21 protein-coding genes are annotated in these 22,021 nt (G+C 64.9%); 12 read left to right on the forward strand and 9 right to left on the reverse strand.

Features of this window, described 5'->3' with window-relative positions:
- Window positions 1-73 precede the first annotated feature (73 nt).
- Window positions 74-1,192: an ATP-binding protein gene (locus QM685_RS33735; RefSeq protein ID WP_415123587.1), complete on the forward strand. Its 1,119-nt coding sequence runs from the start codon at window positions 74-76 to the stop codon at window positions 1,190-1,192.
- A gap of 43 nt (window positions 1,193-1,235) precedes the next feature.
- Here the strand turns inward: QM685_RS33735 and QM685_RS33740 are convergent, their stop codons facing one another.
- From QM685_RS33740 to QM685_RS33760, 5 genes are all read right to left on the reverse strand, one after another.
- Entirely contained in the window at window positions 1,236-3,809 is a 2,574-nt protein-coding gene (locus QM685_RS33740; protein ID WP_415123588.1) for a hybrid sensor histidine kinase/response regulator, read from the reverse strand.
- Between the two features lie 16 nt (window positions 3,810-3,825).
- A complete protein-coding gene (locus QM685_RS33745) occupies window positions 3,826-5,061 on the reverse strand; it encodes a hypothetical protein (RefSeq protein ID WP_415123589.1) in 1,236 nt (411 codons plus the stop codon).
- A gap of 328 nt (window positions 5,062-5,389) precedes the next feature.
- Window positions 5,390-6,643, reverse strand: a complete 1,254-nt coding sequence (locus QM685_RS33750) for a phospholipase A (RefSeq protein WP_415123590.1) — start codon at window positions 6,641-6,643, stop codon at window positions 5,390-5,392.
- Window positions 6,644-7,221: 578 nt separating this feature from the next.
- A complete protein-coding gene (locus QM685_RS33755; RefSeq protein ID WP_415123591.1) occupies window positions 7,222-8,028 on the reverse strand; it encodes a phytanoyl-CoA dioxygenase family protein in 807 nt (268 codons plus the stop codon).
- Between the two features lie 49 nt (window positions 8,029-8,077).
- Window positions 8,078-10,081 (reverse strand): VTT domain-containing protein, encoded by a 2,004-nt coding sequence (locus QM685_RS33760; RefSeq protein WP_415123614.1) that lies wholly within the window; start codon window positions 10,079-10,081, stop codon window positions 8,078-8,080.
- A 237-nt stretch (window positions 10,082-10,318) separates the two neighbouring features.
- Here QM685_RS33760 and QM685_RS33765 point away from each other — a divergent pair, with 237 nt between their 5' ends.
- Together QM685_RS33765 and QM685_RS33770 are read left to right on the forward strand one after the other, a co-directional pair.
- Window positions 10,319-10,663: a hypothetical protein gene (locus QM685_RS33765; protein WP_415123592.1), complete on the forward strand. Its 345-nt coding sequence runs from the start codon at window positions 10,319-10,321 to the stop codon at window positions 10,661-10,663.
- A 73-nt stretch (window positions 10,664-10,736) separates the two neighbouring features.
- Window positions 10,737-11,213: an OsmC family protein gene (locus QM685_RS33770; RefSeq protein ID WP_415123615.1), complete on the forward strand. Its 477-nt coding sequence runs from the start codon at window positions 10,737-10,739 to the stop codon at window positions 11,211-11,213.
- Window positions 11,214-11,234: 21 nt separating this feature from the next.
- On the opposite strand, the gene QM685_RS33775 is transcribed toward QM685_RS33770, so the two are convergent.
- Together QM685_RS33775 and QM685_RS33780 are read right to left on the reverse strand one after the other, a co-directional pair.
- Window positions 11,235-11,468, reverse strand: coding sequence for a hypothetical protein (locus QM685_RS33775; protein WP_415123593.1), 234 nt, complete (start codon window positions 11,466-11,468; stop codon window positions 11,235-11,237).
- Window positions 11,469-11,548: 80 nt separating this feature from the next.
- On the reverse strand, window positions 11,549-12,019 hold the full coding sequence (locus tag QM685_RS33780; protein WP_415123594.1) for an Lrp/AsnC family transcriptional regulator: 471 nt from the start codon (window positions 12,017-12,019) through the stop codon (window positions 11,549-11,551).
- Between the two features lie 155 nt (window positions 12,020-12,174).
- On the opposite strand from QM685_RS33780, the gene QM685_RS33785 reads away from it, so the two are divergent.
- Together QM685_RS33785 and QM685_RS33790 are read left to right on the forward strand one after the other, a co-directional pair.
- Window positions 12,175-12,855, forward strand: coding sequence for a LysE family translocator (locus QM685_RS33785; protein WP_415123595.1), 681 nt, complete (start codon window positions 12,175-12,177; stop codon window positions 12,853-12,855).
- A 140-nt stretch (window positions 12,856-12,995) separates the two neighbouring features.
- Complete coding sequence (locus QM685_RS33790; protein WP_415123616.1) at window positions 12,996-13,322, forward strand: YnfA family protein; 327 nt, start codon at window positions 12,996-12,998, stop codon at window positions 13,320-13,322.
- Window positions 13,323-13,388: 66 nt separating this feature from the next.
- Here the strand turns inward: QM685_RS33790 and QM685_RS33795 are convergent, their stop codons facing one another.
- Window positions 13,389-13,898 (reverse strand): DUF1993 domain-containing protein, encoded by a 510-nt coding sequence (locus QM685_RS33795; protein WP_415123596.1) that lies wholly within the window; start codon window positions 13,896-13,898, stop codon window positions 13,389-13,391.
- A gap of 314 nt (window positions 13,899-14,212) precedes the next feature.
- On the opposite strand from QM685_RS33795, the gene QM685_RS33800 reads away from it, so the two are divergent.
- The 6 genes from QM685_RS33800 to QM685_RS33825 all read left to right on the forward strand — a co-directional run bounded on the left by QM685_RS33800 (window position 14,213) and on the right by QM685_RS33825 (window position 19,639).
- Window positions 14,213-15,772 (forward strand): S53 family peptidase, encoded by a 1,560-nt coding sequence (locus QM685_RS33800; protein ID WP_415123597.1) that lies wholly within the window; start codon window positions 14,213-14,215, stop codon window positions 15,770-15,772.
- A 103-nt stretch (window positions 15,773-15,875) separates the two neighbouring features.
- Window positions 15,876-17,540, forward strand: coding sequence for a S10 family peptidase (locus QM685_RS33805; protein WP_415123598.1), 1,665 nt, complete (start codon window positions 15,876-15,878; stop codon window positions 17,538-17,540).
- Between the two features lie 254 nt (window positions 17,541-17,794).
- Window positions 17,795-18,487 (forward strand): hypothetical protein, encoded by a 693-nt coding sequence (locus QM685_RS33810; protein WP_415123599.1) that lies wholly within the window; start codon window positions 17,795-17,797, stop codon window positions 18,485-18,487.
- Between the two features lie 162 nt (window positions 18,488-18,649).
- Complete coding sequence (locus QM685_RS33815; protein WP_415123600.1) at window positions 18,650-19,006, forward strand: hypothetical protein; 357 nt, start codon at window positions 18,650-18,652, stop codon at window positions 19,004-19,006.
- 202 nt (window positions 19,007-19,208) lie between these two features.
- Entirely contained in the window at window positions 19,209-19,367 is a 159-nt protein-coding gene (locus tag QM685_RS33820) for a hypothetical protein (RefSeq protein ID WP_415123601.1), read from the forward strand.
- 5 nt (window positions 19,368-19,372) lie between these two features.
- A complete protein-coding gene (locus QM685_RS33825; RefSeq protein ID WP_415123602.1) occupies window positions 19,373-19,639 on the forward strand; it encodes an RNA-binding protein in 267 nt (88 codons plus the stop codon).
- 46 nt (window positions 19,640-19,685) lie between these two features.
- Here QM685_RS33825 and nadE read toward each other — a convergent pair whose 3' ends face one another.
- On the reverse strand, window positions 19,686-20,546 hold the full coding sequence (gene nadE, locus QM685_RS33830) for an ammonia-dependent NAD(+) synthetase (protein WP_415123603.1): 861 nt from the start codon (window positions 20,544-20,546) through the stop codon (window positions 19,686-19,688).
- Window positions 20,547-21,102: 556 nt separating this feature from the next.
- Between nadE and QM685_RS33835 the strand changes: the two genes are divergently transcribed.
- Window positions 21,103-21,999, forward strand: a complete 897-nt coding sequence (locus QM685_RS33835) for a L,D-transpeptidase (protein WP_415123617.1) — start codon at window positions 21,103-21,105, stop codon at window positions 21,997-21,999.
- Window positions 22,000-22,021 lie beyond the last annotated feature (22 nt).

The raw sequence follows: 22,021 nt of genomic DNA on the forward strand, positions 1-22,021 counted from the left end.
CCGCCGCTTTGTATATGATCGTCGCGAACGCCGCTTTTTATCGCGGGCAAAACCGTTATCCGTCTGGAATGCCATGAGTGACACAACGCAGCCACCGTTTTCCGTTCTGTTCGTCGACGATGAGGAGATGTCGCGCAACCATTTCGCCCGCGCGATTCGCGCCGATTACTGCGTGCACGTCGCGCAGAGCGCGGACGAAGCCATCGAGGTGCTCGGCCAGTATGGCTCCGAGATCGCCGTGCTCGTGACCGACTACCGCATGCCGGGCCGCGACGGCGACGATCTGCTGCGCCAGGTCGCGCACGAGTATCCGCAGATCGTGCGCATCCTCGTGACCGCCTATGCCGACAAGGACATGCTGCTGCAAACCGTCAATACCGGCGATGTGTTCCGCATACTCGAAAAGCCGTTGCGCACGGACAAGGTGCGCGAGGTGCTGCAACTCGCGATCGCGCGCTACGCCGAGCGCGAAACGCGTCAGCAGCGCCTGCTGGCGATGGACGAAACGCTCGCCTTCCTCGCGCACGAGCTCAATACGCCGCTCGCGGCGATCTCGCTGTTCGCGCGTTCTGTCGAGAACGACGTCGCCGAACAGTACGATCCGGAGCGGCAGAAGGAGATCGGCGACGCGGCGCGCTCGATGCTGAACAACGCGCAGTATTGCCTGACGCTGATCTCGTCGTTCTGGGCGACCGTGCACAAGAGCGGCGGCCAGCAGTCGGTGGCGGAGGCGGGTGCCCGCGAGATCAAGGCGACGCGGCTGATTGCGTCGCTGCTCGACACCTATCCGTTCGTCGGCGCGCAGCGCGACTGGATCCGGGTCGACGTGCAGGGCGATTTCGTCGTGCGCGCGATGCCCAATTGCGTTGCGCTCGTGCTGTCGTCGCTGCTGTCCAATGCGCTGCGCGCGCTCGGCGACATGCCCGCGCCGTCGCTGTGGCTCGAGGTGGTGGACGGCCCCGATCCGGAGATCCGGATTCGCGACAACGGTCCGGGCATCGCGCCCGACGTCAAGGCGCGGCTGTTGCAGGACCCCGTTACGACGCACGCGGGCGCGGGCGGTCACGGCATGGGGATGATCTTCTGCAACCGTATCATGCAGTCGTTCGGCGGCAGCCTCGGCATCGAATCGACGGTTGGGGAGGGCACCACGGTCACGATGGGCTTTCCGAATCTGAAAGGCCGCGTGTAGTAGCGCGGAGATTGCCGGCAGAGGGGCGCCGCCAACGCGCCCCTCAATCGCTTAGCGCATCCCGGTGATCGTGCCGCGCTTTCGCCGACGCGTAGTAGCGCTGCAGCGCGTCGGTCGAGCGCGCGCTCAACGCGCGGATCTGCGTGAGCCAGTCGGTTTCCAGCGGCCATTCGCCGGCGATCACGCGCGGATAGATCTGCCGCGCGAAGCGGTGCAGCGCCTTTGCGCCGATGTTGCCGCTGACGCCGAGCAGCGCGTGCAACACCACGTGGGTCTCCTTGATGTCGACGGCCGCCGTGCTCGCCGCGAGCCGCATCACGAGCGAACGGATCTGCTCGATACCGTTCACGAACGATTCGTCGAGCAGATCGAGCGCGGCCAGTTCCTCCAGATGTTCCTCGTCGAGCAGGCTTTCCTGGGCGATGGCCGCGAGCGGGCTCAAAGCCGGGGCTGGGGCCGCCGGCGGCGCGGCAACGACCGCCGCGCCCATCGTCCCCTGTGCACCGTCCACGACCGGCACGCCCCGCGTGCCGAATTGCCGCGCGAGACACGCGTAGAGCGAACCCGCCTGCACCGGCTTGATCATTACCTCGTTCATGCCTGCGGCGAGGCAGGCCTGCACCGATTCGACGTCCGAGTGACTGGTGAGCGCGATCACGGGCACCGTCGCATACGCATCGGTGCGCGCGCGGATCGACTTCGTCGTGTCGATGCCGCTCGTGCCCGGCATGTTCATATCCATCAGGATCGCATCGATAAAGCCGTCTTCCTGCAGTCGGGTCAGCACCGCCTGGCCATGCTCGGCCTCGATGACGTTTGCCCCGCAGCGCTCCAGATACGTCTTCGCGACGAGCCGGCTATAGGTGTCGTCGTCGGCGACGACGATCGTTTTGCCGATGAAGCCGTCGGGTTGCTCGCCCGAATGATGCCGCGCGCCGTTTTCGAACAGCGCCTGCAGCGCGGTGATCAGCTCCTGCACGCTCGACGACTTGCTGATGATCTCGTCCATGCCGGCGCGGCGCGCGCGCAACCGCACCGCGTTGCCGGGCTCGGCGGTATACGCGGCGATCAGCACGTTGCGGTTCGGACATTCGCGCTCGGCGCGGATCCGCTCGGTGGTCGCATAGCCGTCCATCACCGGCATGCTGATGTCCATCAGCACGAGGTCGTAGGGGGACGCGCGCCGCAGCGTCGCGAGCGCGATTTCTCCGCTTTCCGCCTCGCTGACGTAGGCGCCCGCCTTCGTCAGCACGCTGCGGGTGCGGGCGCGCAGCGTGTTGTCGTCGTCGACCACGAGAATGCGCTTGCCTTTGAACGCGGGCATCGCTCGCTCGAAGAGCCGGCGCTCGTGATCCGCGACTTCGCCGGCCGACACGGGCGGAAAGCGCAGCGTGAACTCCGTGAACTTGCCGACTTCCGACTGGCACTCGATGCTGCCGCCGAACGCGCGCATCGCGCGCTGGCAGTATGCGAGCCCGAGCCCGGTGCCGCTCGAATTGCCGGCCGTGCGAAACGGCTCGAACAGATGCTGGACGATTTCGGGCGCGATGCCCGCGCCGGTATCGCGCACGATCACCGCGTCGTGGTCGATCGTCAGCGTGAGGGTCGCCTGCGGATACGGGGCGATGTGATAGAGCGCGTTCTTGATCAGGTTGAACAGCGTGAACAGATAGACCGTCTCGTCGACCTTGAAGACGAAGTCTTCCTTGACGACGAGCCTCACCTTCGCGCGTTCCTTGTCGCTGTCGAAGCCGTATTCCTCGAGCGCCTTGCGGGTGGTGGCCGCCGCGTGCAGATAGCTGAGGCTGTCGGAGCGGATCGATTTCGCGCCGACTTCGTCGAGCGTCATCGCGATGATGCGCAGGCCGCGCTCGATCGACAATTGCCCCTGGGCGAGATGGTTGTAGAGCACCGAGGCGGTGCCGTCCGTCAGCGTCGGCGCCTCGCCCGGCTCCGTGACCGCGGGCAGCGCTTCTTCCACGCGGTCGAGCACGTGCCGCAACTGGCTCAGCGGATTGCGCATTTCATGCGCAATGGATCCCGCGAGCGCCTGCAGCGCGCGATTCTTTTCGACGAAGATGCGCCCCTTGCTGATCGCATGACTGAACGCCATGCTGCACAGGACGACCACCGGCAGCAGCGCGATATTCGATTTGTCTTCCGCGCTGAGGATGACCGGCGTGGGCGAACTGACGACGGCGGCGAAGCCGCCGGTGAAGACGCCGATGCCGATGCAGGTCATCAGCAGCAGCGGGTTGTCGATACACAGCGCCAGAATGAAGATCATCATGACTTCGGTCATCATCCACATCGTGGAGAAGTCGTTTCTGACGGTGAGGAACGTGCAGACGAACGGCAGCACGTAGATCAGGCAGCAATGCCAGTAGATCAGCAGGTACTGGTTGTAGCGTTTCGGCCAGCGCGACTGGAACAGCAGCGGCACGCAGACGGCCGCCGCGCTCAGCCGAAGCAGCAGGTTGTCGTAGGGCTGCGGAAGGATGTAGGTCCACACGACGTAATAGATGGGGTGACACAGGAGGCCAAGCGCGCCTCCCCATCGAATTGCAAACCTGCTTCTTTCCAGCATGTCCCGCATACTTTCGCGCGGTTGTGCCATCGGGCCTCCATTGTCGTTACGAACCCATCAATTCATGCGTATTGAATTTTTGAGTTTCCAGTCCTTCGAGGCCGATCGAATCGCCGTTCTTGCCGTGGAACGGTCCGACCGAAAAACCGTATTTCTTCAGGAGACCATGAGTATAAGAGACGGACCACACGGGCGGGCTGCCGATGATGAAATCGGATGCGATGCCTTCCTGCCAGGCCGAATAGCCTTCGGCGAAGCAGGTGTAGCAGTCGCGGGTGGACGGCAGCCGGAACGGGAAGGCTGTGTCGAGTCCAGCGGGGCCGCGGGCGAAGCATTCAATATAGAGCGTATGACCGCGTGACGCGAGTTCCGCCTCCACGCTTGCCGCGCGCGGGTGGGAATCGTCGATCCAGAATTGCGCGCGCTTGAGGTCGGCGGCCGTGAGGTAGGGCACGCTGGTGCTGCTCGCGAGAATCGCGCCGTCGAAATCCGGCAGCGGGGTGTCCGGGCTGAACGTATGCACCGACACTTTCGATTTGCCGAGCAGGTCCGACGCGAGCAGTTCCTTCGCCTGGTCGATCAGCAGGTTGATCTTGTCCGGCAGGTCGATCAGCACGAGTTCCTTCGGCGCATCCTTGTACAGCAGGTACTTGGAAACCGTCGTGCCGAGCCGGCCGGCCGCGCCGAACAGCGCGAGCTTCGTGTTGCCGAATTCGAGGTCGAGCTGGTCGCAGCAGTGCATCGCCCAGTCCTTCAGCATCGCCGCGGTGGCCGCGTGGCCGGTCGTGATGTGAGGCGGCTTGATTGGACGGGGCAGCGCGCCGTAGTTGCACGCATACGGCGTGGACGCGCCCATCGCGACCATGTTCAGCCCGGCCTGCCTTGCGAGTTCCAGCGCCGGGAAAAATTGCGTCTCGCGGAAACGCTTGATGCCGCGCGGGCTGCCGAGCCACATTTCGAGCGGCACCGGGCAGGCGATATTGGCGCCGATCACCTGCGATCCCGAATAGATCGGCGACGCGATGAAAGGCCGGGTATTCCACAGTTCTTCCTCAAACGATTCGCTTCGATGGCGAACGTTGTGAAAAGAAAATGAAAGGGTTTCCCAGTCCGTCGCGTGAAACAGAAAGCCGACCCCACCCTGGCGGGCCGGCAGGCTGTCCCGGATTTGTTCCGGGTGAATTTCGTGCTTGAGCGTCAGCGGTGCACTATTCCGATGCAAAAGAAGGCCGCTTTGCTCATTGGAAATGGTCGACACGTCTTTAAGGAGAGAGGTTTTCATTGAATTTTCCCTTTTGGATTTGAATTAACGCCAGAAAAGTCAGCGCGCGGCGTGGTCAGCCCGGATCCACCGGCGACCCTTCAACTCTAGAGAAATCCGCGCCGTTGTGCCCGTCTGTTCGTGCACACAGAATTTACAAGCTATTTAACGCTCTGGCGCACCCGGCAGTTGGAATTAACTTTGGGCGAATTCCGGCGAGGGATCCGGAAGAAGCCAACGATGCGCTCATGCGGGTAATCACGCAGTCATCGATGGTGAGAAGGGCCGCCCGGGCGGATCTTTTGCCGGATCCCGCGGCCCTTCGTTGGCGTGCTTCGGTAACGCCGTGCTATCGCGTGATGCTGTAGCCGATTCGCGCAATCCAGCGGTGCTGGTTGTAGTCGAGAATGTCTTCCCCATAGCCGGTGAAGAAGCCGACCCACAGAAAACCGCCCCAGCGGTTATTGATCAGCTTCGCCAACGGATAGGTAAATTGCGTATCGATACTGCCTTTGCCGCCCTTCATCCCTTTGCGCAGCGTCGTGGCCAGTTGCCAGCTATCGGTGCTGCCGTACTTGAGCCGCAGATCCATATAGCCGCGATAGTCGGCGATATCGTGGTTCTCTCCGGCAATGTGCGCATAGTAGTACACCTTCGGCTCGACGGTCAGATGGTTGCCGTTGAGGTCGCCGAAATCCCAGATCGGCTTCACGAAGAAGATGTCGATACCGCGCGATTCGGGGCCGTCACGCCCGTTCGATTCGTGTTCGTAGCCGGCCATCAAACCCATCTTGCTCCACCACTTGCTCTTCCACCCGGTATCTTCGAGGTAGTAGAACAGTGACGGCATATAGCTCGTGTCGCGAAACGGCGCCGAGTATTCGCCGAGATCCCATAGCGAGGTTTGCGTATAGGCGAAGTACATATTGTCGCCGAAGCCTCGCGAGCGCGGGTCGTCCGGTACGACGAGACGGAACTTGAAGCTCAACTGGAATTTGGCAAGGTTCTCGCCGTTCGAGCCATCGGCGAAGTACATCGGCTCGTAGGCGGAGAAGCGGCTCAGGAAGCTGTTCACTTCCGGCACCGGCGCATCCGGCCGCGACGGCGGCGGTGAAGATGCGATCAGGCTGGTCGAGGATGGTTCGGTCGCGGCTGTGTTCGCGGTGGCGGCGGTCGCATCCGCCGGCTTGCCGTCGGCGGATGCGATCGCCGTGTCCTTGCCGGAGTGCGGCGGACGGGTGAGCAGCACGAACGACGGTGAGACGTCGAGTTCCGGCACGTCGATCTTCATCGCGCCGCGCGCCCACTCGGGCCACGTGCCGAAATAGCGGACCGCCTTCAGTTCGCCCGGAGCGAGCTTCAGATGATCCGGCGCGCCGCTTTCGCGCGTCAGCGCCAATGGCTTCGGTATCACGTCCGTGTTGCTGATCGCGATGTTCAACTGCGGCGGAATGTTCACTTCGGTGCCGCCGGGCTGATCGCCCGAATAGACGATCGTCACTTCGAGCGGACTGCTCGATAACGCTTCGCGCGGCGGACGCAATACCGATACGCCGGCGACGCTATAGGTCGAGTAGCTGGCGCCGACGACCAGCAGGCTCATGCATAGGGAGAGCCGGGAAGGAAGTCTGGCAAATGAGCCGGCAAATGCGCTGGCAAATGAACTGGAAAACGGGTTGGGAAACGAACCGGGGAACAGGCTGAAGGACAGGCTGGAAACACGCGAGCGGTGGCTGGGTACGGCGGACTGAGCGTCTTTCTCCACGCGAAGCATCAATTGATTCCGCACACGGGACTCCTATTGATCTACGAATTCAGGTCGCAACGAGAAGATAACGTTAAAGCGTGTAATTGGGTAAAAAATCAGGGTCATGTGTTTCATTGCCGGAGCGCCAATACGTGGCGGGTCCCGCTATTCGATTGGGCTATTCTGCCCGCCATGTTACGAATTGCGCGAGCGGAAAAGAATTAGCCGTACCAGGGAGAACCAGCGTTTAAAGAACGGATATCGGATTCTTGCCGTTGCATTTGCGCAACGCGCGATTCCCGCGGTCGGTGTATAGCGGCAGTGTCATAGGTAAATCCCGGGATTCGTCAATGCGTTGCGGTTCGTCGTCCGCATTCACAATTCACATTTCGCATCCCGTAGTTCACATTTCACGGCAATTGAAAAACCCTTTTTCAATACGCGAACTTCTGATATTGCTCCGGCACCGCCGTGCTTTCGAGTTCGCTCACACGCGGCATATAGCGCAGCAGCCGCTTCGCGCGCGGAGTCAGCCGTTCATGGACGGCCATGGGTACGTCGATGCGCACCTCCGGTCTGAAATACCAGCTTCGGCTATAGCCGATCACCACCATCGGACGCGGCACATCGGTGCGGTTCGGCGTGCCGCGATGCAGCGCGCGCACGTCGCGGATCATCACGTCGCCGAGCTCCATCGTGATCGCATGCAACGGCAGACGGCCGTCGCGCCATGCGGCGAGGGCGTCTTCCGCGCGCATCCGGTGCGTGCCGAGCGTCGTTTCGAACGGGCCGTTGTCGGGCGTGACGTCGCACAGCGGAAAGTTGACGGCCAACTGGAACGACGGCGTTTCCGCTTCGCCGTCGAAGAGCGCGGGCGTGTCGCGATGAACGTCCTGGTAGGCGGAGCCTTTTAATGGCGTGTCGGTGGCGAGCTGGCACATCACCGGGTCGTCGCCGGCCACCCGTTCGACGATGCCGAGGATGTCCGGATCGCAGAAGATGCTCTGATCGGCGAACAGGCCCGTGAACGGCAGCGTGATGTAGTGCCGGTTCTCGCCGCGCACGGCGGTCGCATTCGACGCGATCCGCTGTTGCAGCAACGGCGCGAAAGCGTCGCGCCATGCGAGCAGCGTCGCTTTCGGAAAGTGGCCGCGCAGAACCACCATGCCGTCGCGTTCGAATGCCGTTGCGAATTCATCGAGTCGTGCGCTCGGGAAGCGTGTCACGGTTGTCTCCTTCATCGGGTCGTTTCGTTGGACGGGGGCGCCGGCAAGCAGATGAACGTGCCGCTCACTCCATCGGCGATACCAGCAATGACACCGGCACGCCATGACAATCGACTTCCGCGACGATCGTCGCGCCCAGTTCGCTGCGCCATTTCGCGCGCGTGCCGGACGGACCCGTTTCCTTGTCGATCCGCAGGATGTTGAGCGGCCACGATGGCCGGGACAGCCGCTCGTGCGCGAACGCCCCGACCCATAGCGGCGCGGTGGACGTGCCGTTGTCCACCGCATAACCGCTCGGCCAGAAGCGCAGCACGTAGCGTTCGTTGCGCGATTCGCCCGGCCGCATGAACACCAGCGACGACGGCACGCCGTTGTTCAGCTTCGGCAGGACCGGCAGCGACACCGCCGCGACGTCGGGCGACGCGAGCGACAGCAGGCTGTGCGCGGACATGTCGGTGCCCTCGACCCAGCCCTGCGCGCGCAACTGGTCGCGAATCGAACCCGGCGCCGAGACCCATTGCAGCGTGAGCGGCTCCTTGTGATCGCCGCCCATGTCGGAGCGGTAGCACGGCAGGCGTTGCCACCCGGACTGCTTCCACGCGGCCTGCGTGAACAGCACGGGCGGCGGCTGCAGCGCGTTGTCCGCCGGCGCGGGCGTGCTGACGCCGAGTTGCATGGCCACGCAGACCAGCACGACCGCGAGCACGACGAACGGCATGAACCGGCGCCGCGCCGGCGGCCGCGGATGCCGCCACATCGCGGTCAGCGCGACGATCGCCACCCACCCGTACGCGAGCGCCGCGCCGCCGATCGCGTCGGACAGCCAGTAGCGGCCGAAGTAGACGCCCGCGAGCGCGACCACGATTACGACGATGATGCTCGCGCCCGCGACCAGCACGCCCTCGAGCTTGCCGACGCGGCGCGCGAGCAGGAACGCGAGGAAGCCGTAGACGATGACCGTCGCCGCGACGTGATTGCTCGGAAACACATAGTGACTGCTCATCAGCTCGTTGGGCGGCGCGCGGCGCATCGCGAATTGCAGGCCGAGAATCAGCAACTGCGAAAACGCGACCGCCGCGAGCCAGTAGCTGATCGTGCGCCAGCGTCGCTCCCACAGCATCCATAGCGTGACCGTGACGATCAGCGCGGTCAGCGTGAGGCCGCTGCCGAGCGTCGCGAGATGGGCAAGCACGGTGTCGCCCCACGGCGTGCGCACCGATTGCAGGAAGTGATAGACCGACAGGTCGACGGTGGTGAGCGGATCGCCGCTGACGACGTCCTCGAGCACCCCGAAAAAGAGGGCGCCCGCCACCAGCACGACCAGCGACGTGCCGAGGATATGGGTCGCGTCCGGCGTGTCGGGATCGAGCAGCTTGCGCGCGATGCGGCCGAGCGGTCCGGGATGGCGGCATGCCCAGTTGCCGAGATGGCGGCCCGCCGCGCTCGACCATGCGTTCGCGTGCGACACGAGAAAGCTCGCGCCGCGAAAGCTCAGCCAGACTATGCACACGAGCATCGCGATGATGACGACGAGGCGGAACGAGACCGCGCCGGCGAGCAGCACCGACGCGCCGAACACGACGCCCGGCAGGATGTGCGCGGGCGCCCATATCAGCGCCGACAGCACGTTGATCGCGTAGAAGCGCACCGGCCGCATGCCCATCATGCCGGCGACGACCGGCACGATGGCCCGCAACGGGCCGATGAAGCGCGCGAGCACGACGCTCTTCGCGCCGTGCCTGATAAAGAAGCGCTGGCCGGCGTCGAGCACCTCGGGATGGGTGCGGAACGGCCACAGATGGACGATGCGCTCCTTGTAGCGCTCGCCGAGCCAGAAGCTCATGCCGTCGCCGGCGATCGCGCCGAGGATCGCCCATGCGAAGACCCAGCCGAGGCTCAGCGCGCCCGTGCCGGTCAGCGCGCCGGCGAGGAACATCGCGGTGCTGCCGGGGATGAAGGTGCCGATCACCGCGACGGCTTCGAGGAACGCCGCGAGGAACACGATCGCGAGCATCCACGTCGAGTGGCCGGCGAGCAGATGCAAAAGGTGGATGTAGGCGTGCTCCATCGTGCGCGACCGGCCGTTCTGGCGTTCTGGCGTTCTGGTATAGCGATCGATCATAGCGCGCGCGGGCGCGCTCCGGTGCGAAGCGGGGCAAGCGGGGGCCTCGCCGTGCGGCGCGGCGCTGCACCGGGCGGGCGATCGGCTCAGAATAGGCGGTAGCGCGGGTGATGGGCGTCGGCGCTGAGCCGGTGTCACGCGGGAGTGGGTCGATCGAGTCGGGAGTGAGTCATGCGGAGCGTAATGGGCGGCGTCGCGCGGTCGGCGCTGATTGTGACGGTGCTGACGGTGGGCGCCACGGGTGGGGTCGAGGCACAGCAGTTGGGCAATCCCGGTGGTGTGGGCGGCGTGCAGTCGGGCGGGGGCGGCGGCAGTGCAGGCTCGACTGTGGGGGCGGGGACCGGCGGCGGGTCCAGTTCGTTACCGGGCGCGGGGACGTCCGCGGGCACGGTGTACGGCACCGGCGCGGCGGGCTCGGTCGGCTCGGGCCCGGCCCTCAACACCATGCGGGCCAACGGCACGGCCCTCTATATGCCCGTCGATCCGCGCGCGCCGAATGTGACCGGCAGGGCGCCGCCGTCCCGCTAGCGTGCCACTCGCGTATGACGCGCCGCATGCCGTATATAGAATGCAGATCCGGTCCGACAACAGGGAGAAGGGGATGGCGCACGGCGAGCACAAGTACCACGTATCGGTGCAATGGACCGGCAACCGTGGCAGCGGCACTTCGGGGTATCGCGATTACGGCCGCGATCATGTGATCTCCGCGGGCGGCAAGCCCGCTATTCCGGGCTCGTCGGATCCGGCGTTTCTCGGCGACGCGCGGCGCTGGAATCCCGAGGACCTGCTGGTCGCATCGGCGAGCGCGTGCCACAAGCTCTGGTATCTGCATCTGTGTTCCGACGCGGGCATCGTCGTGCTCGACTATCACGACGACGCCGAAGGCACGCTGCTCGACAGCGCCCAGCCGGGCCGCTTCTCGCGGATCGTGCTGCGGCCGCGCGTCGTGATCCGCGCGGGCGGCGATGTCGAACTGGCCGCGCATCTGCATCACGTGGCACACGAGAAGTGCTACATCGCGAACTCGGTCAACTTTCCCATTCTCTGCGAGCCGCTGATCGAAACGGACGCTCGCTGACGCGCGTTCGCCGGCCGTCGTTCAACGTTTGCCGTCGAGCAGGTCGCCGAGCATTTCGTCGAACGCCGCCTGCGCGTCTTCGAGTTCCTGCAGCGCGGCGTCGAAAGTCTGCAGCGCAAACTGCGAGGGTTGGCCGCTGCCCGCGGGCGGGAACTGCGATTGCAGCGACGCAAACGCCGTCTGCACGCGTCGGGTCGCGCTCAACACGCGTTCCATCGCGGCGGCTTCTTCGGCTCGCGCCTTGTCGTGGTCCATGAAAACTCCGGGTTCGTCTGGGTTTCTTCAGAGCGGTTCGCGCCGCGTCAAGGGGTGACTATGCCACGTTCGCGCCCGGCTCAGGAGAGCGGCAGGCCGCCGAACGCCTTCACTTCGCGCAACGATAACGCCGACTCCACCGACGTCACGCCGGGCAGGCTGCGTAGCTCGTCGCGCATGAAGGCGCCGTAGTCGTCGAGATCGCGCGCGACGATCTGCAGGATGTAATCGGCGCTGCCCGACACGTTGTGGCACGACAGGATGCGCGGGATCGCCTGCACCTCGCGCTCGAAGCGGGTCGCGACCGCGCGGTCATGCACCGCGAAGCGCACGAGCACGAACGCGATCACCCCAAGGCCGAGCGCGGCGCGCGACAGTACCGCGCGGTACTGGTCGATATAGCCGTCGTTTTCGAGGCGCTTCAGACGCCGCGCGCACGGCGTCTCGCTGAGGCCGACCGTTTCGGCGAGTCGTGCGTTCGACATGCGGCCATCGTGTTGCAGCGCGGAGAGGATCGCGCGGTCGGTTTTGTCGAGGTCGTCCACGGGCATGATTGAGGTGGTGATTTAGGGGTTGGGGGAAAGCGCTTCTGAATGTGAAAATATTAGCATATTCCCCTATCGATAGCATCGGATAGTCAGTAATTCGCCAGCAAACGCTCCATGCTCTGGCGCAAGATGGATCCTCCAAAAACAAGGAGGCTACGATGATTTCCGCTCACCTGCTGGCCGTCTACGTGGCGGCGCTGGTCGTCGTGTATGCGGTGCCGGGGCCGGACATGGCGCTGATCCTGCAAACCAGTATTACGCGCGGCGTGCGCAGCGGCTTCGCGGCCGCCGCCGGCCTCGGGCTGTCGCGCGCCACGCACGTGACGCTGTCGGCGTGCGGCATGGCGGCGCTGCTGCGCAACGCACCGTGGTTGTATGACGCGGTGCGGTACGTCGGCGCGGTATATCTTGCGTGGGTCGGGATTCAGATCTTTCGCTCGCCGGGGTTCGCGTTGCCGGGCGATGCGCGCGACCAGCGCGCGGCCGTGACGGCGAAGGTGACGAACGCGGCGAGCGGCGAGGCGGCCGGTGCGGCGCGTCCGTTGCGGGCCGCGTTCGTCAAAGGCTTGCTGACGAATCTGCTCAACCCGAAGGCGCTGCTGTTCTGTTCGGTGTTGCTGCCGCAATTCGTGCGGCCTTCAGCGGGACCGGTCGCGTTGCAGATGGTCGAACTCGGTGTCGTGCTGCTCGCGATCGGCGTGGGCTTCGACGCGATGTACACGCTCGGCGCCGCGCGCATCGCCGACTGGATGCGCGCTCATCCGCTCGCGCAGACCTTGCAGCGGTGGACGTTTTCGGCCGCGCTGATCGGATTCGCGTTGCGGCTTTCGCTGGATTGAAGTGGGTTTGGCGGGGAGGCGTGCGCCGGCCTGCCGCGGCCATCGTCGCGTAATCCGCGGCGCCAGGTGATTGTGTTAATAAAGCCGAACAGGCCGCCATGTCCGCGCGCGGCGCCACAACCACTTTCTTCCATCCGTCGATGAAAACCTTCCTGCTGTATGTCGTGACCGCCATTGCCGAAATTCTGGGTTGCTACCTGCCGTGGCGCTGGCTGAAGGAGGACGGCTCCGCGTGGCTGCTGCTGCCCGGCGCGCTCAGTCTCGCGCTGTTCGCATGGCTGCTGACGCTGCACGGCACCGCCGCGGGCCGCGTATATGCGGCTTACGGCGGCGTGTACGTGGCGGTGGCGATTGCGTGGCTGTGGGGCGTGGACAAGGTACGGCCCACGCTGTGGGATGCGGCGGGCGTCACGCTGACGCTGGCCGGCATGGCGGTGATCGCGTTCCAGCCGCGCATCCACGTATAGCAGCGCGGTGCGGATCGCCGACGGTAAAACCGGTCGACCCGACGTCCACCGGGCAGGCCGTTCCCCTTACTTCATGCCGCCCAGATAGTCGAGCTTGCCGAGTTCGACACCGTTATGACGCAGGATGTCGTACGCGGTCGTGATGTGGAAATAGAAGTTCGGCAGCACGAAACCGAACAGATACGACAGCCCGGTAAACTCGATCGGACCCGGCCGCAATTTCAGCGTGATCGCGCGGCTCTCCGAACCGTCGATCTGCGCCGCGTTGAATTCCTTCAGATAATCGATCGTCTTTTGAATGCGGGCCTGCAATTCGTCGAAAGTCTGCTCGACGTCTTCGAACTTCGGCGGCTCGACGTCGGCCAGCCGCGCCGCGCAACCCTTCGCGGTATCGCTCGCGATATAGACCTGGCGCACGAGCGGCAGCATGTCCGGCGCGAGCCGGGCATTCGTGAACACCGACGGCTCGATCTGCTTCGCGGCGGCATGCGCCTCGGCTTTGCCCAGAATGGCCTGCAGGTTCGTGAGGCCGCGAATCAGCACAGGCAGTGATGCTTGATACATCGAAATTGACATGGGTTCCTCTGATTTCTCGATCGTGCGCGCAGGCGGCGCGCGAGGCAATGAAACGGCAGGAATGCCGCTCCAGCATCATAGCGCGCCGCGCGCGCGTCGCGCATTAGCCATTCGGATGACTGCCGCGCGCGCCGGAACTGTGTTTGAATGCTCTGGTCGGACGGTTGACGAAGTCCTTGAACAGCACCCTGCCGCGCATTGCCACGCAACGCGCGAGTGCAGGCGCGGGGTGGGCGGGCGAGCCCACGCGCCGCGGGAATCGCGCGTCGTCGCGCATGATCGCGCGCCGCCACGCTAACAGGAGAGTCGACACCATGATCACCAAGCACCCATTGCCAGGCAGCGAGCGAACGATCGAGAAAGGCACGAAGGTTATCGGGCAATGCGACCCGGCGGAGCGGATCGACGTTTTCGTGATGCTGCGCCGCCAGCGGCAGGCGCAGTTCGATGCGTTGATGAGCCGGATCGAAGCGGGCGACCCGAACGTGAAGCCGCTGTCGCGCGAGGACTTGGCCAAAGACTATGGCGCCGCCGCGGACGACATCGCGAAGGTCGAGGCGTTCGCCGCCGCGCATGGACTCACGGTCGCGCGCGTAGACGCGGCGGAGCGCTCGGTGCTGCTGAGCGGCACGATCGCGCAGTTCCAGAACGCGTTCGAGGTCAAGCTGGAGCACTATCAGCACCACACGGCGGGGCAGTTTCGCGGCCGCACCGGCACGATCAGCGTGCCGGACGATCTGCACGGCGTCGTCCAGGCGGTGCTCGGGCTCGACAACCGGCCGCAGGCACGGCCGCATTTCCGCATCCGGCCGCCGTTCGCGGCGGCGCGCGCGCATCAGGAGTCATTCACGCCGCCGCAACTCGCGTCGCTGTACCAGTTTCCGCAAAGCGACGGCAACGGCCAGTGCGTCGGCATCATCGAGCTCGGCGGCGGCTACAACACGTCCGATCTGAAGACCTATTTCGCGAACCTCGGCGTGGCCGCGCCGACAGTGAAAGCGGTCGGTGTCGATCAGAGCGGCAACCGCCCGAGCGGCGACCCGAACGGGCCGGACGGCGAAGTCACGCTCGACGTCGAGATCGTCGGCGCGCTCGTGCCGCGCGCGACCATCGCGGTGTACTTTACGCAGAACAGCGACGCGGGCTTTCTCGACGCGGTCAACCGCGCGGTACACGACACGACCAACAAGCCCTCGGTGATCTCGATCAGTTGGGGCGCGCCGGAATCGGTCTGGACCAGCCAGTCGATGCAGGCGTTCAACAGCGTGCTGCAGTCGGCCGCGGCGCTCGGCGTGACGATCTGCGCGGCGTCCGGCGACAGCGGTTCCAGCGACGGTTCGGGCGGCGGCGATCAGGTCGACTTTCCGGCGTCGAGCCCGTATGTGCTCGCGTGCGGCGGCACGAGCCTGAGCGCGTCCGGCTCGTCGATTTCACGCGAGGTGGTGTGGAACGATGGCGAGCAGGGCGGCGCGAGCGGCGGCGGCGTCAGCGGCGCGTTTCCGGTGCCCGTGTGGCAGAAGGGCCTGTCGGCCACGTCGACGGGCGGCGGCAGCAAGGCGCTCAGCGGGCGCGGCGTACCGGACGTCGCGGGCGATGCGTCGCCCATCACCGGCTACAGCGTGCTGATCGACGGCACGCAGACGGTGGTCGGCGGCACCAGCGCGGTCGCGCCGCTATGGGCCGGGCTGATCGCGCGGATCAACGCGGCGAAGGGTCAGCCGGCCGGCTTCGTCAATCCGAAGCTCTACAAGGCGCCGGGCGTGTGCAACGACATCACGCAGGGCAACAATGGCAGCTTCGCGGCGTCGAAGGGGTGGGACGCCTGCACGGGACTCGGCAGTCCCGATGGCGCGAAGGTGGCGGCCGCACTATAGTCAGCAACACACGTCTGCAACACATGGCACAGACGCGGCACTGCATGCAGAGGATGTAGGAACGAGGAAGCACGGCACGTAAAAACGAACCCTTGGAGCGATCATGACGAACACAGAATCAGCTTCCGGTAATCAGCATTCGTCGCACGACGCACCTGCCGCGGCCACGGCGGGCGCAGCCACCACCACGAGCACGCCGCACAAGGCCGGCGACCAGCCGTTCTTCGATCCGGTCGCCTACGGCAACGGACCGGACGACTCGGTGACCGCAACCGACGAGAGCGCCGCGATCACGCATCACGCCATCACGATCGGCGGGCGCAAGATCAATTACACGGCGACGGTGGGTCACCTCGTGATCGTCGATCCGAGCAGTTCTCAACCCGAAGCACGGATGTTCTACGTCGCGTTTACGCAGGACAACCAGAAGGAGGAAACGCGGCCGGTCACGTTCTTCTATAACGGCGGGCCGGGGTCGTCGTCGGTGTTCGTGCTGCTCGGCTCGTTCGCGCCGCGCCGTATCAAGACGTCGATGCCCGGCTTCACGCCGCCCGCGCCGTATTCGATGGAAGACAATCCGGACAGTCTGCTCGACAGAAGCGACCTCGTTTTCATCAACCCGGTCGGCACAGGCTACTCGGCGGCGATCGCGCCGAAGAAGAATCGCGACTTCTGGGGCGTCGATCAGGACGCGGATTCGCTCAAGCAGTTCATCAAACGTTTCCTGACGAAGAACAACCGCTGGAATTCGCCGAAATACCTGTACGGCGAGTCTTACGGCACGGCGCGCAGTTGCGTGCTCGCGTATCGGCTGCATGAGGACGGCGTCGATCTGAACGGCGTCACACTGCAATCGTCGATTCTCGACTACACGCAGGCCGGCAATCCGGTCGGCGCGCTACCCACGGCGGCCGCGGACGCCTGGTATCACAAGAAGCTCGGTGTCGCGCCGCGACCGACGGATCTCGGCACGTTCGCCGAGGAGGTCGCGCAGTTCGCGCGCACCGACTATCTGGCCGCGCTGCGGAAATTTCCGGCCACCGATTCGGCAACCGTCGAAAAGCTCAGCGAATACACCGGCATCGACAAGACCACGCTGCTCGCGTGGAGCCTCGATATCGCCGGCTACGACAGCCGCGGCAATTCGCTTTTCCTGACCACGCTGCTGAAGTCGCAGGGCCTCGCGCTCGGCGAATATGACGGCCGCGTGACGGCGATCGGCACGGGCATCGCCGGCAAGATCGATCCGAACTCCGGCGGCAACGACCCGACGATGACGGCAGTCACCGGCGTCTACACGACGATGTGGAACGTGTATCTGAACGAGCAGTTGAAGTACACGTCGAATTCGTCGTTCACGGACCTCAACGACCAGGCATTCAAGTACTGGGATTTCAGCCATATCGATCCGACCGGCGCGCAGAAAGGCATCGACTCGAAAGGCAACATCATTCTGTATACGGCTGGCGATCTCGCCGCGGTGATGGCGCTCAATCCGGACCTCAAGGTGTTGTCGGCGAACGGCTTCTACGATTTCGTCACGCCGTTCTATCAGACCGTGCTCGATCTTCAGCAGATGCCGCTGCTCAGCCAGCAGGTGCGGCAGAACCTGTCCGCGCGGTTCTATCCGTCGGGGCATATGGTCTATCTCGACGGCGGATCGCGCACCGCGCTGAAGGCCGATCTCGCGCATATGTACGACGAGACGGTATCCAACACGCAGGCGCTCGGCCGGATTCGCGCGTTGCAGGCGCGCGTCGCGAAATAGCGGCGGGCGTCGATACGACCGCGACGCGACGGAAGTTGGGGCGAGGCTGGCAACGCTCGCTTTGAAGAGGCGAAGAGGGCCGGTGCGCAGGGCGCCAGCGCCCTCGCAACGCCGCGCGCGCGGCGTTGGGCTCGGCGTTCCCGGCCGTCTCCCGCGCTTTGCGCGATGCCCGGCTTTTGTACCCACGCATATTGAATGTGTTTTAATTGCCCTGCGAATTGAACTACCGCGCGCCGCCGCCGGCGCGCCGACGAATGAACGCAGGCATCGCAGACACGCGTCGCACCCGTCTTTCCAGCGACACAATCCGCAGCACCGACGAGACCCGTACGCCGCCGCTCGCGCGCGAAGAGGGCTTCGCCCGCCCCGCGCGCAACGCACGCCGTGCGCTTCTGCTCTGCGCGACTGGGCTGCTGGCGTTGCGCATCGGCGACGCCGCCGCGCAGGACAGCGGGATGCTCGATGAACGGGTCACGCAGCAATCGATCGGTGAAACGATTTGCCGTCCCGGATACGCGGACACGGTCGCGCCGCCGTTCGACGCACTGATGGCGCACAAGGATCGCCTGCTCGCCGCGCGCGGCATCGATGCGGGGAATGGCGTCGCGTTCGCGCTCGACCGGCACGTGCCGATCGTGCTCGGCGGTTCGCCGGACGCGCCCGCCAATCTCGATCTTCTGCCGTGGGCAGGCCCGCGGGGCGAACGCCGCAAGGCGCGCGCGGCGGTGATGCTCAAGCGCTGCGTGTGCGACGGCAAGCTGAGTCTCGCGCAAGCGCAAGCCACGATCCTCGGCAACTGGTCCACCGTCTATTCGGGCTTCGGCCAGACGTCCTGCGACGTCGGGCCGCTCGACGTCGCGACCGGCGACGGCGGCGCAGTCGATAGTGACGACAGCGACAATAGCGACGACAATCGGCGCGTCGGGGAGCACGAGCGCGCGCATTGAACGCGGCGTCGTGCGCAGCCACGTGGGCTGCGCCGGTCCGGCGCGTTGTTGCTGGCGGCGCGCATCGGCTCGTTGCGCGCGCAGTCATTCGAACCTGCGATGCGCGTTGTCCGCGATCGGTAGTTCGCAGTCCGCCGCCCTCATTTTTTCGGAGAAACACGCATGACCCATCCCCCTCTTGCCACCCTGGCGCTCACGATCGGCTGCCTGTGCGGCAGCGCCGCCGCGCTTGCGTCGACGCCGGCGTCCGCGCATTGCGCCAGTGCCGATTCGCTCGTGATCCGCGGCGACGTGCCCGCGGCGATCAGCTTCGACGTGTACCGGCAACTGCGTCCGCTGAACGCGCAGCGCATCGCGCTGTTTCAGGCGGCAGGCGAAGTGAAGCATCTGCGCGACGGCCTGCCGGTATGCCAGATCGCCGACGACGGCGTCGACGATCCGTCCGCGGTGCTGATCCGGCTGCCGCACGGCAAGAACGCGTGGTGGGTGAACGCGGCGAACGTGCAGGCGGCGGACTGATCCGCACGATCGGCAGCCAGCGCGCCGGCTGGGCATGCAGCGTGCTGAATGAGCCGATGTTTTGCTATTGTCGACGCGGCTTGTTCAGGTACAGTGCCTTGACGGCGACGTTTCGCCGTTTCCCCACGACATCGTGTCACAGTGCTTCCGATGTCGAGAGAGCTATCCTGACAACAGGACGAAATTCGCACAGGAGATTCGAATGATGGCGTTCTATCTGTCATTGCTCGCGTTGGGCGCGGCCGGCGCGATCGCGATTCGCGAACTCGCCGCCGCTCGGGCGAAGCAGCGCGCCGCGTTGCGACCGGTGCGTATCGAAAGCGCGCATCGTCGGACAGGCCGCGACGCGCGGCAAGGGTAGGCCACATGAACCTGACCGTGCGCAATATCGCCGAGTCGTGCAGCGAGCAGGAAGTGCGGGAGTTTCTGATGCGCGAACTCGGGCATTACGCGAAAAACGTCGAGGTGGTGGACGCCGGCAAACCTGGCGCCTACGCGACGGTCCAACTGGACGCCAATGTGCCGTATGTCGGCGACGTGATCGCCCGGCAGATTCAGGGCAAGCACCTCGGCGGCCAGCCGCTCGAAGCGAGCGCCGATCTGTTTAGCGACGAACCACCCGCCGGGCGCTAGCCGGCTTCGGCTCACTCACGCTTTCGCAGGATTCTTTCGAGGTTTTTCATTCTCCGTCTGTCCGCGCCGGCCAGTCGAACGGCGTGTATGGCAGCGCCCGCTTGTGACGCGTCGCTTCATGGAACTGCAGGATCACGTCGCGCGCGGCATCGCTGACCGGCTTGCCTTCGAGGAAATCGTCGATGGCGTCGTACGGGATGCCGTACGCGTCTTCGTCGGGGCGAAGCGGGCGCAGCATTTCGAGGTCGGCGGTCGGCACCTTGTGCGCCAATGCTTCGGGCGCGCCCAACGCCTTCGCAACCGCGCGCACGCGGCGTTTGCTCAGTCCGGCGAGCGGCAGCACGTCGGCGCCGCCGTCGCCGAACTTCGTGAAGAAGCCCATCACCGATTCGGCCGCGTGGTCGGTGCCGATCACGACGCCCGCGCGCGCGCCGGCCACCGCGTATTGCGCGATCATGCGCTGGCGCGCCTTGATATTGCCGTGCACGAAATCCTGGTGCGCTTCGTCCTTGAATAACACGCCGCTTTTATCGAGCCACGCGAGCATTGCGTCTGCGGCGGGTTTGATATCGATCGTCAGATTTTCGTCGGCGCGAATGAAATGCAATGCCTGCTGCGCATCCGCTTCGTCGCGTTGTTCACCGTAAGGCAATCGTATTGCGACGAACTGTGCGTTGTAATTATTCGCGCGCAAACGTTCGACCGCGAGTTGCGCGAGACGGCCTGCCGTTGTCGAATCGACGCCGCCGCTAATGCCGAGCACATAGGTTTTCAGGCCGGCGTCGCGCAGATAGCTGGCCAGAAAATCGACCCGGCGCTCGATTTCGCGTTTTGCGTCGAATTCCGCGGCGACGTGCATCTCCGCTGCAATGCTTGCCTGACGGACGGCTGGATCGGGGTGGGCCATGATTTTTCTGTCTCCTCGCGCAAGCAGGTTGAAAATCGGGCCGCGCGGCGGCGGCCCATCGAAACTTTTTGCCGGATGAACCGATGATCTTATACGGCGTTTTAATCGACGGTATCCGCTTTAAATCGCGTATTAACCGGATTTTTAGACGAGGCGCGGATTGTCGCAAATCGTCTGTTATTAAGACGGATTCAACGGCTGACGTATTTTCATCGACACGCCGCAATGCGCTGAGTAATATCGTCGTTCCGAGCACCGCGGAAAACCCGCGGGCAATCAATAATAATCATGTTTGCTCTGATACGCGATGAACTACCCGGATAGGCCTGGCCAGCCTGGATTGGCCCGTCTGATTTCCGTCCCGGTAGTTCGTCGGCGCGAGATGATGGGGATACTGCTTTCATGCATGACGCCGCGCGCGGGGCGCGGCACGCAGGCGTTGCCTCGCCGCGCGCTGCGTCTGACACGCTCACTTCGCGCGGCTGTGTGGGCATGGGTTTGCGTATCGTTTTACGCATCGTGGTGCGCGGGCGCGCTCGCGGTGCAGGTTGAGCCCATGGAGTTGGCGCAAGGGACAGCGAAGGCGCCGACGTCGTCGCCGTACGCAGTGGATCGCGCAAGCCGGCCGCTGCCCACGATCAACGCGCTGGCCGTCGCCGCGCCCGATGCGGCCGGCGTCGTCGATCCGCGCCGCGCTTTCCTGCTGCGTGACGTGTTCGCGCAGGATGTGACCCGCCGGCTCAAGGTGCCGGCCGCGGAGCAGCGCGCCTACGCCGACCGTCTGGAGGCCGCGCTCGACGCGCACGTGCTCGGCAATCTGTCGGGCGAGTACGTCGTGCTCGTGGATCGCAACGCCAACGTGCAGGCACTCTTCATCTATTTCCGGGCGGTGCCGGCCGACGCCTGGGAGATGATCGGCGCATCGCCGGTGTCGACCGGACGGCCCGGCGAGTACGACCATTTCATCACGCCGTTAGGCGTGTTCGAACACACGCCCGAGAACATGGATTTCCGCTCCGAGGGCACGCAGAACGAAAACCATATTCGCGGCTACGGCCGGCGCGACATGCGCATCTTCGACCTCGGCTGGGCGCAGGGCGAACGCGGCTGGGGCAAGGGCGGCATGTCGCAGATGCGCTTCCAGATGCACGCGACCGATCCCGAGCGGCTCGAACCGCTGCTCGGCATTCGTCATTCGAAGGGCTGCGTGCGGATTCCCGCGTCGCTCAATACGTTTCTCGACCATTACGGCATTCTCGACGCCGAATACGCGGCGCTCGTCGATTCGGGCAAATCGCTGTGGGTTCTGAAGAGCGATCGGCAGATCATGCCGTGGGCGGGACGTTTTATCGTCGTCGTCGATTCACAGCGCAAGGTGCGTCCGGGGTGGTCGCCTGCGCCGGGCAGCGTCGCGCGCGCGAGGATGCCGGCCCATGCGGATACGGCGGACTGAGCAGCGGATGAGCGGCGGATGA

Origin of the sequence: Paraburkholderia sp., from assembly GCF_047605525.1 — a bacterium.
In the GTDB taxonomy this organism is placed as follows: domain Bacteria; phylum Pseudomonadota; class Gammaproteobacteria; order Burkholderiales; family Burkholderiaceae; genus Paraburkholderia.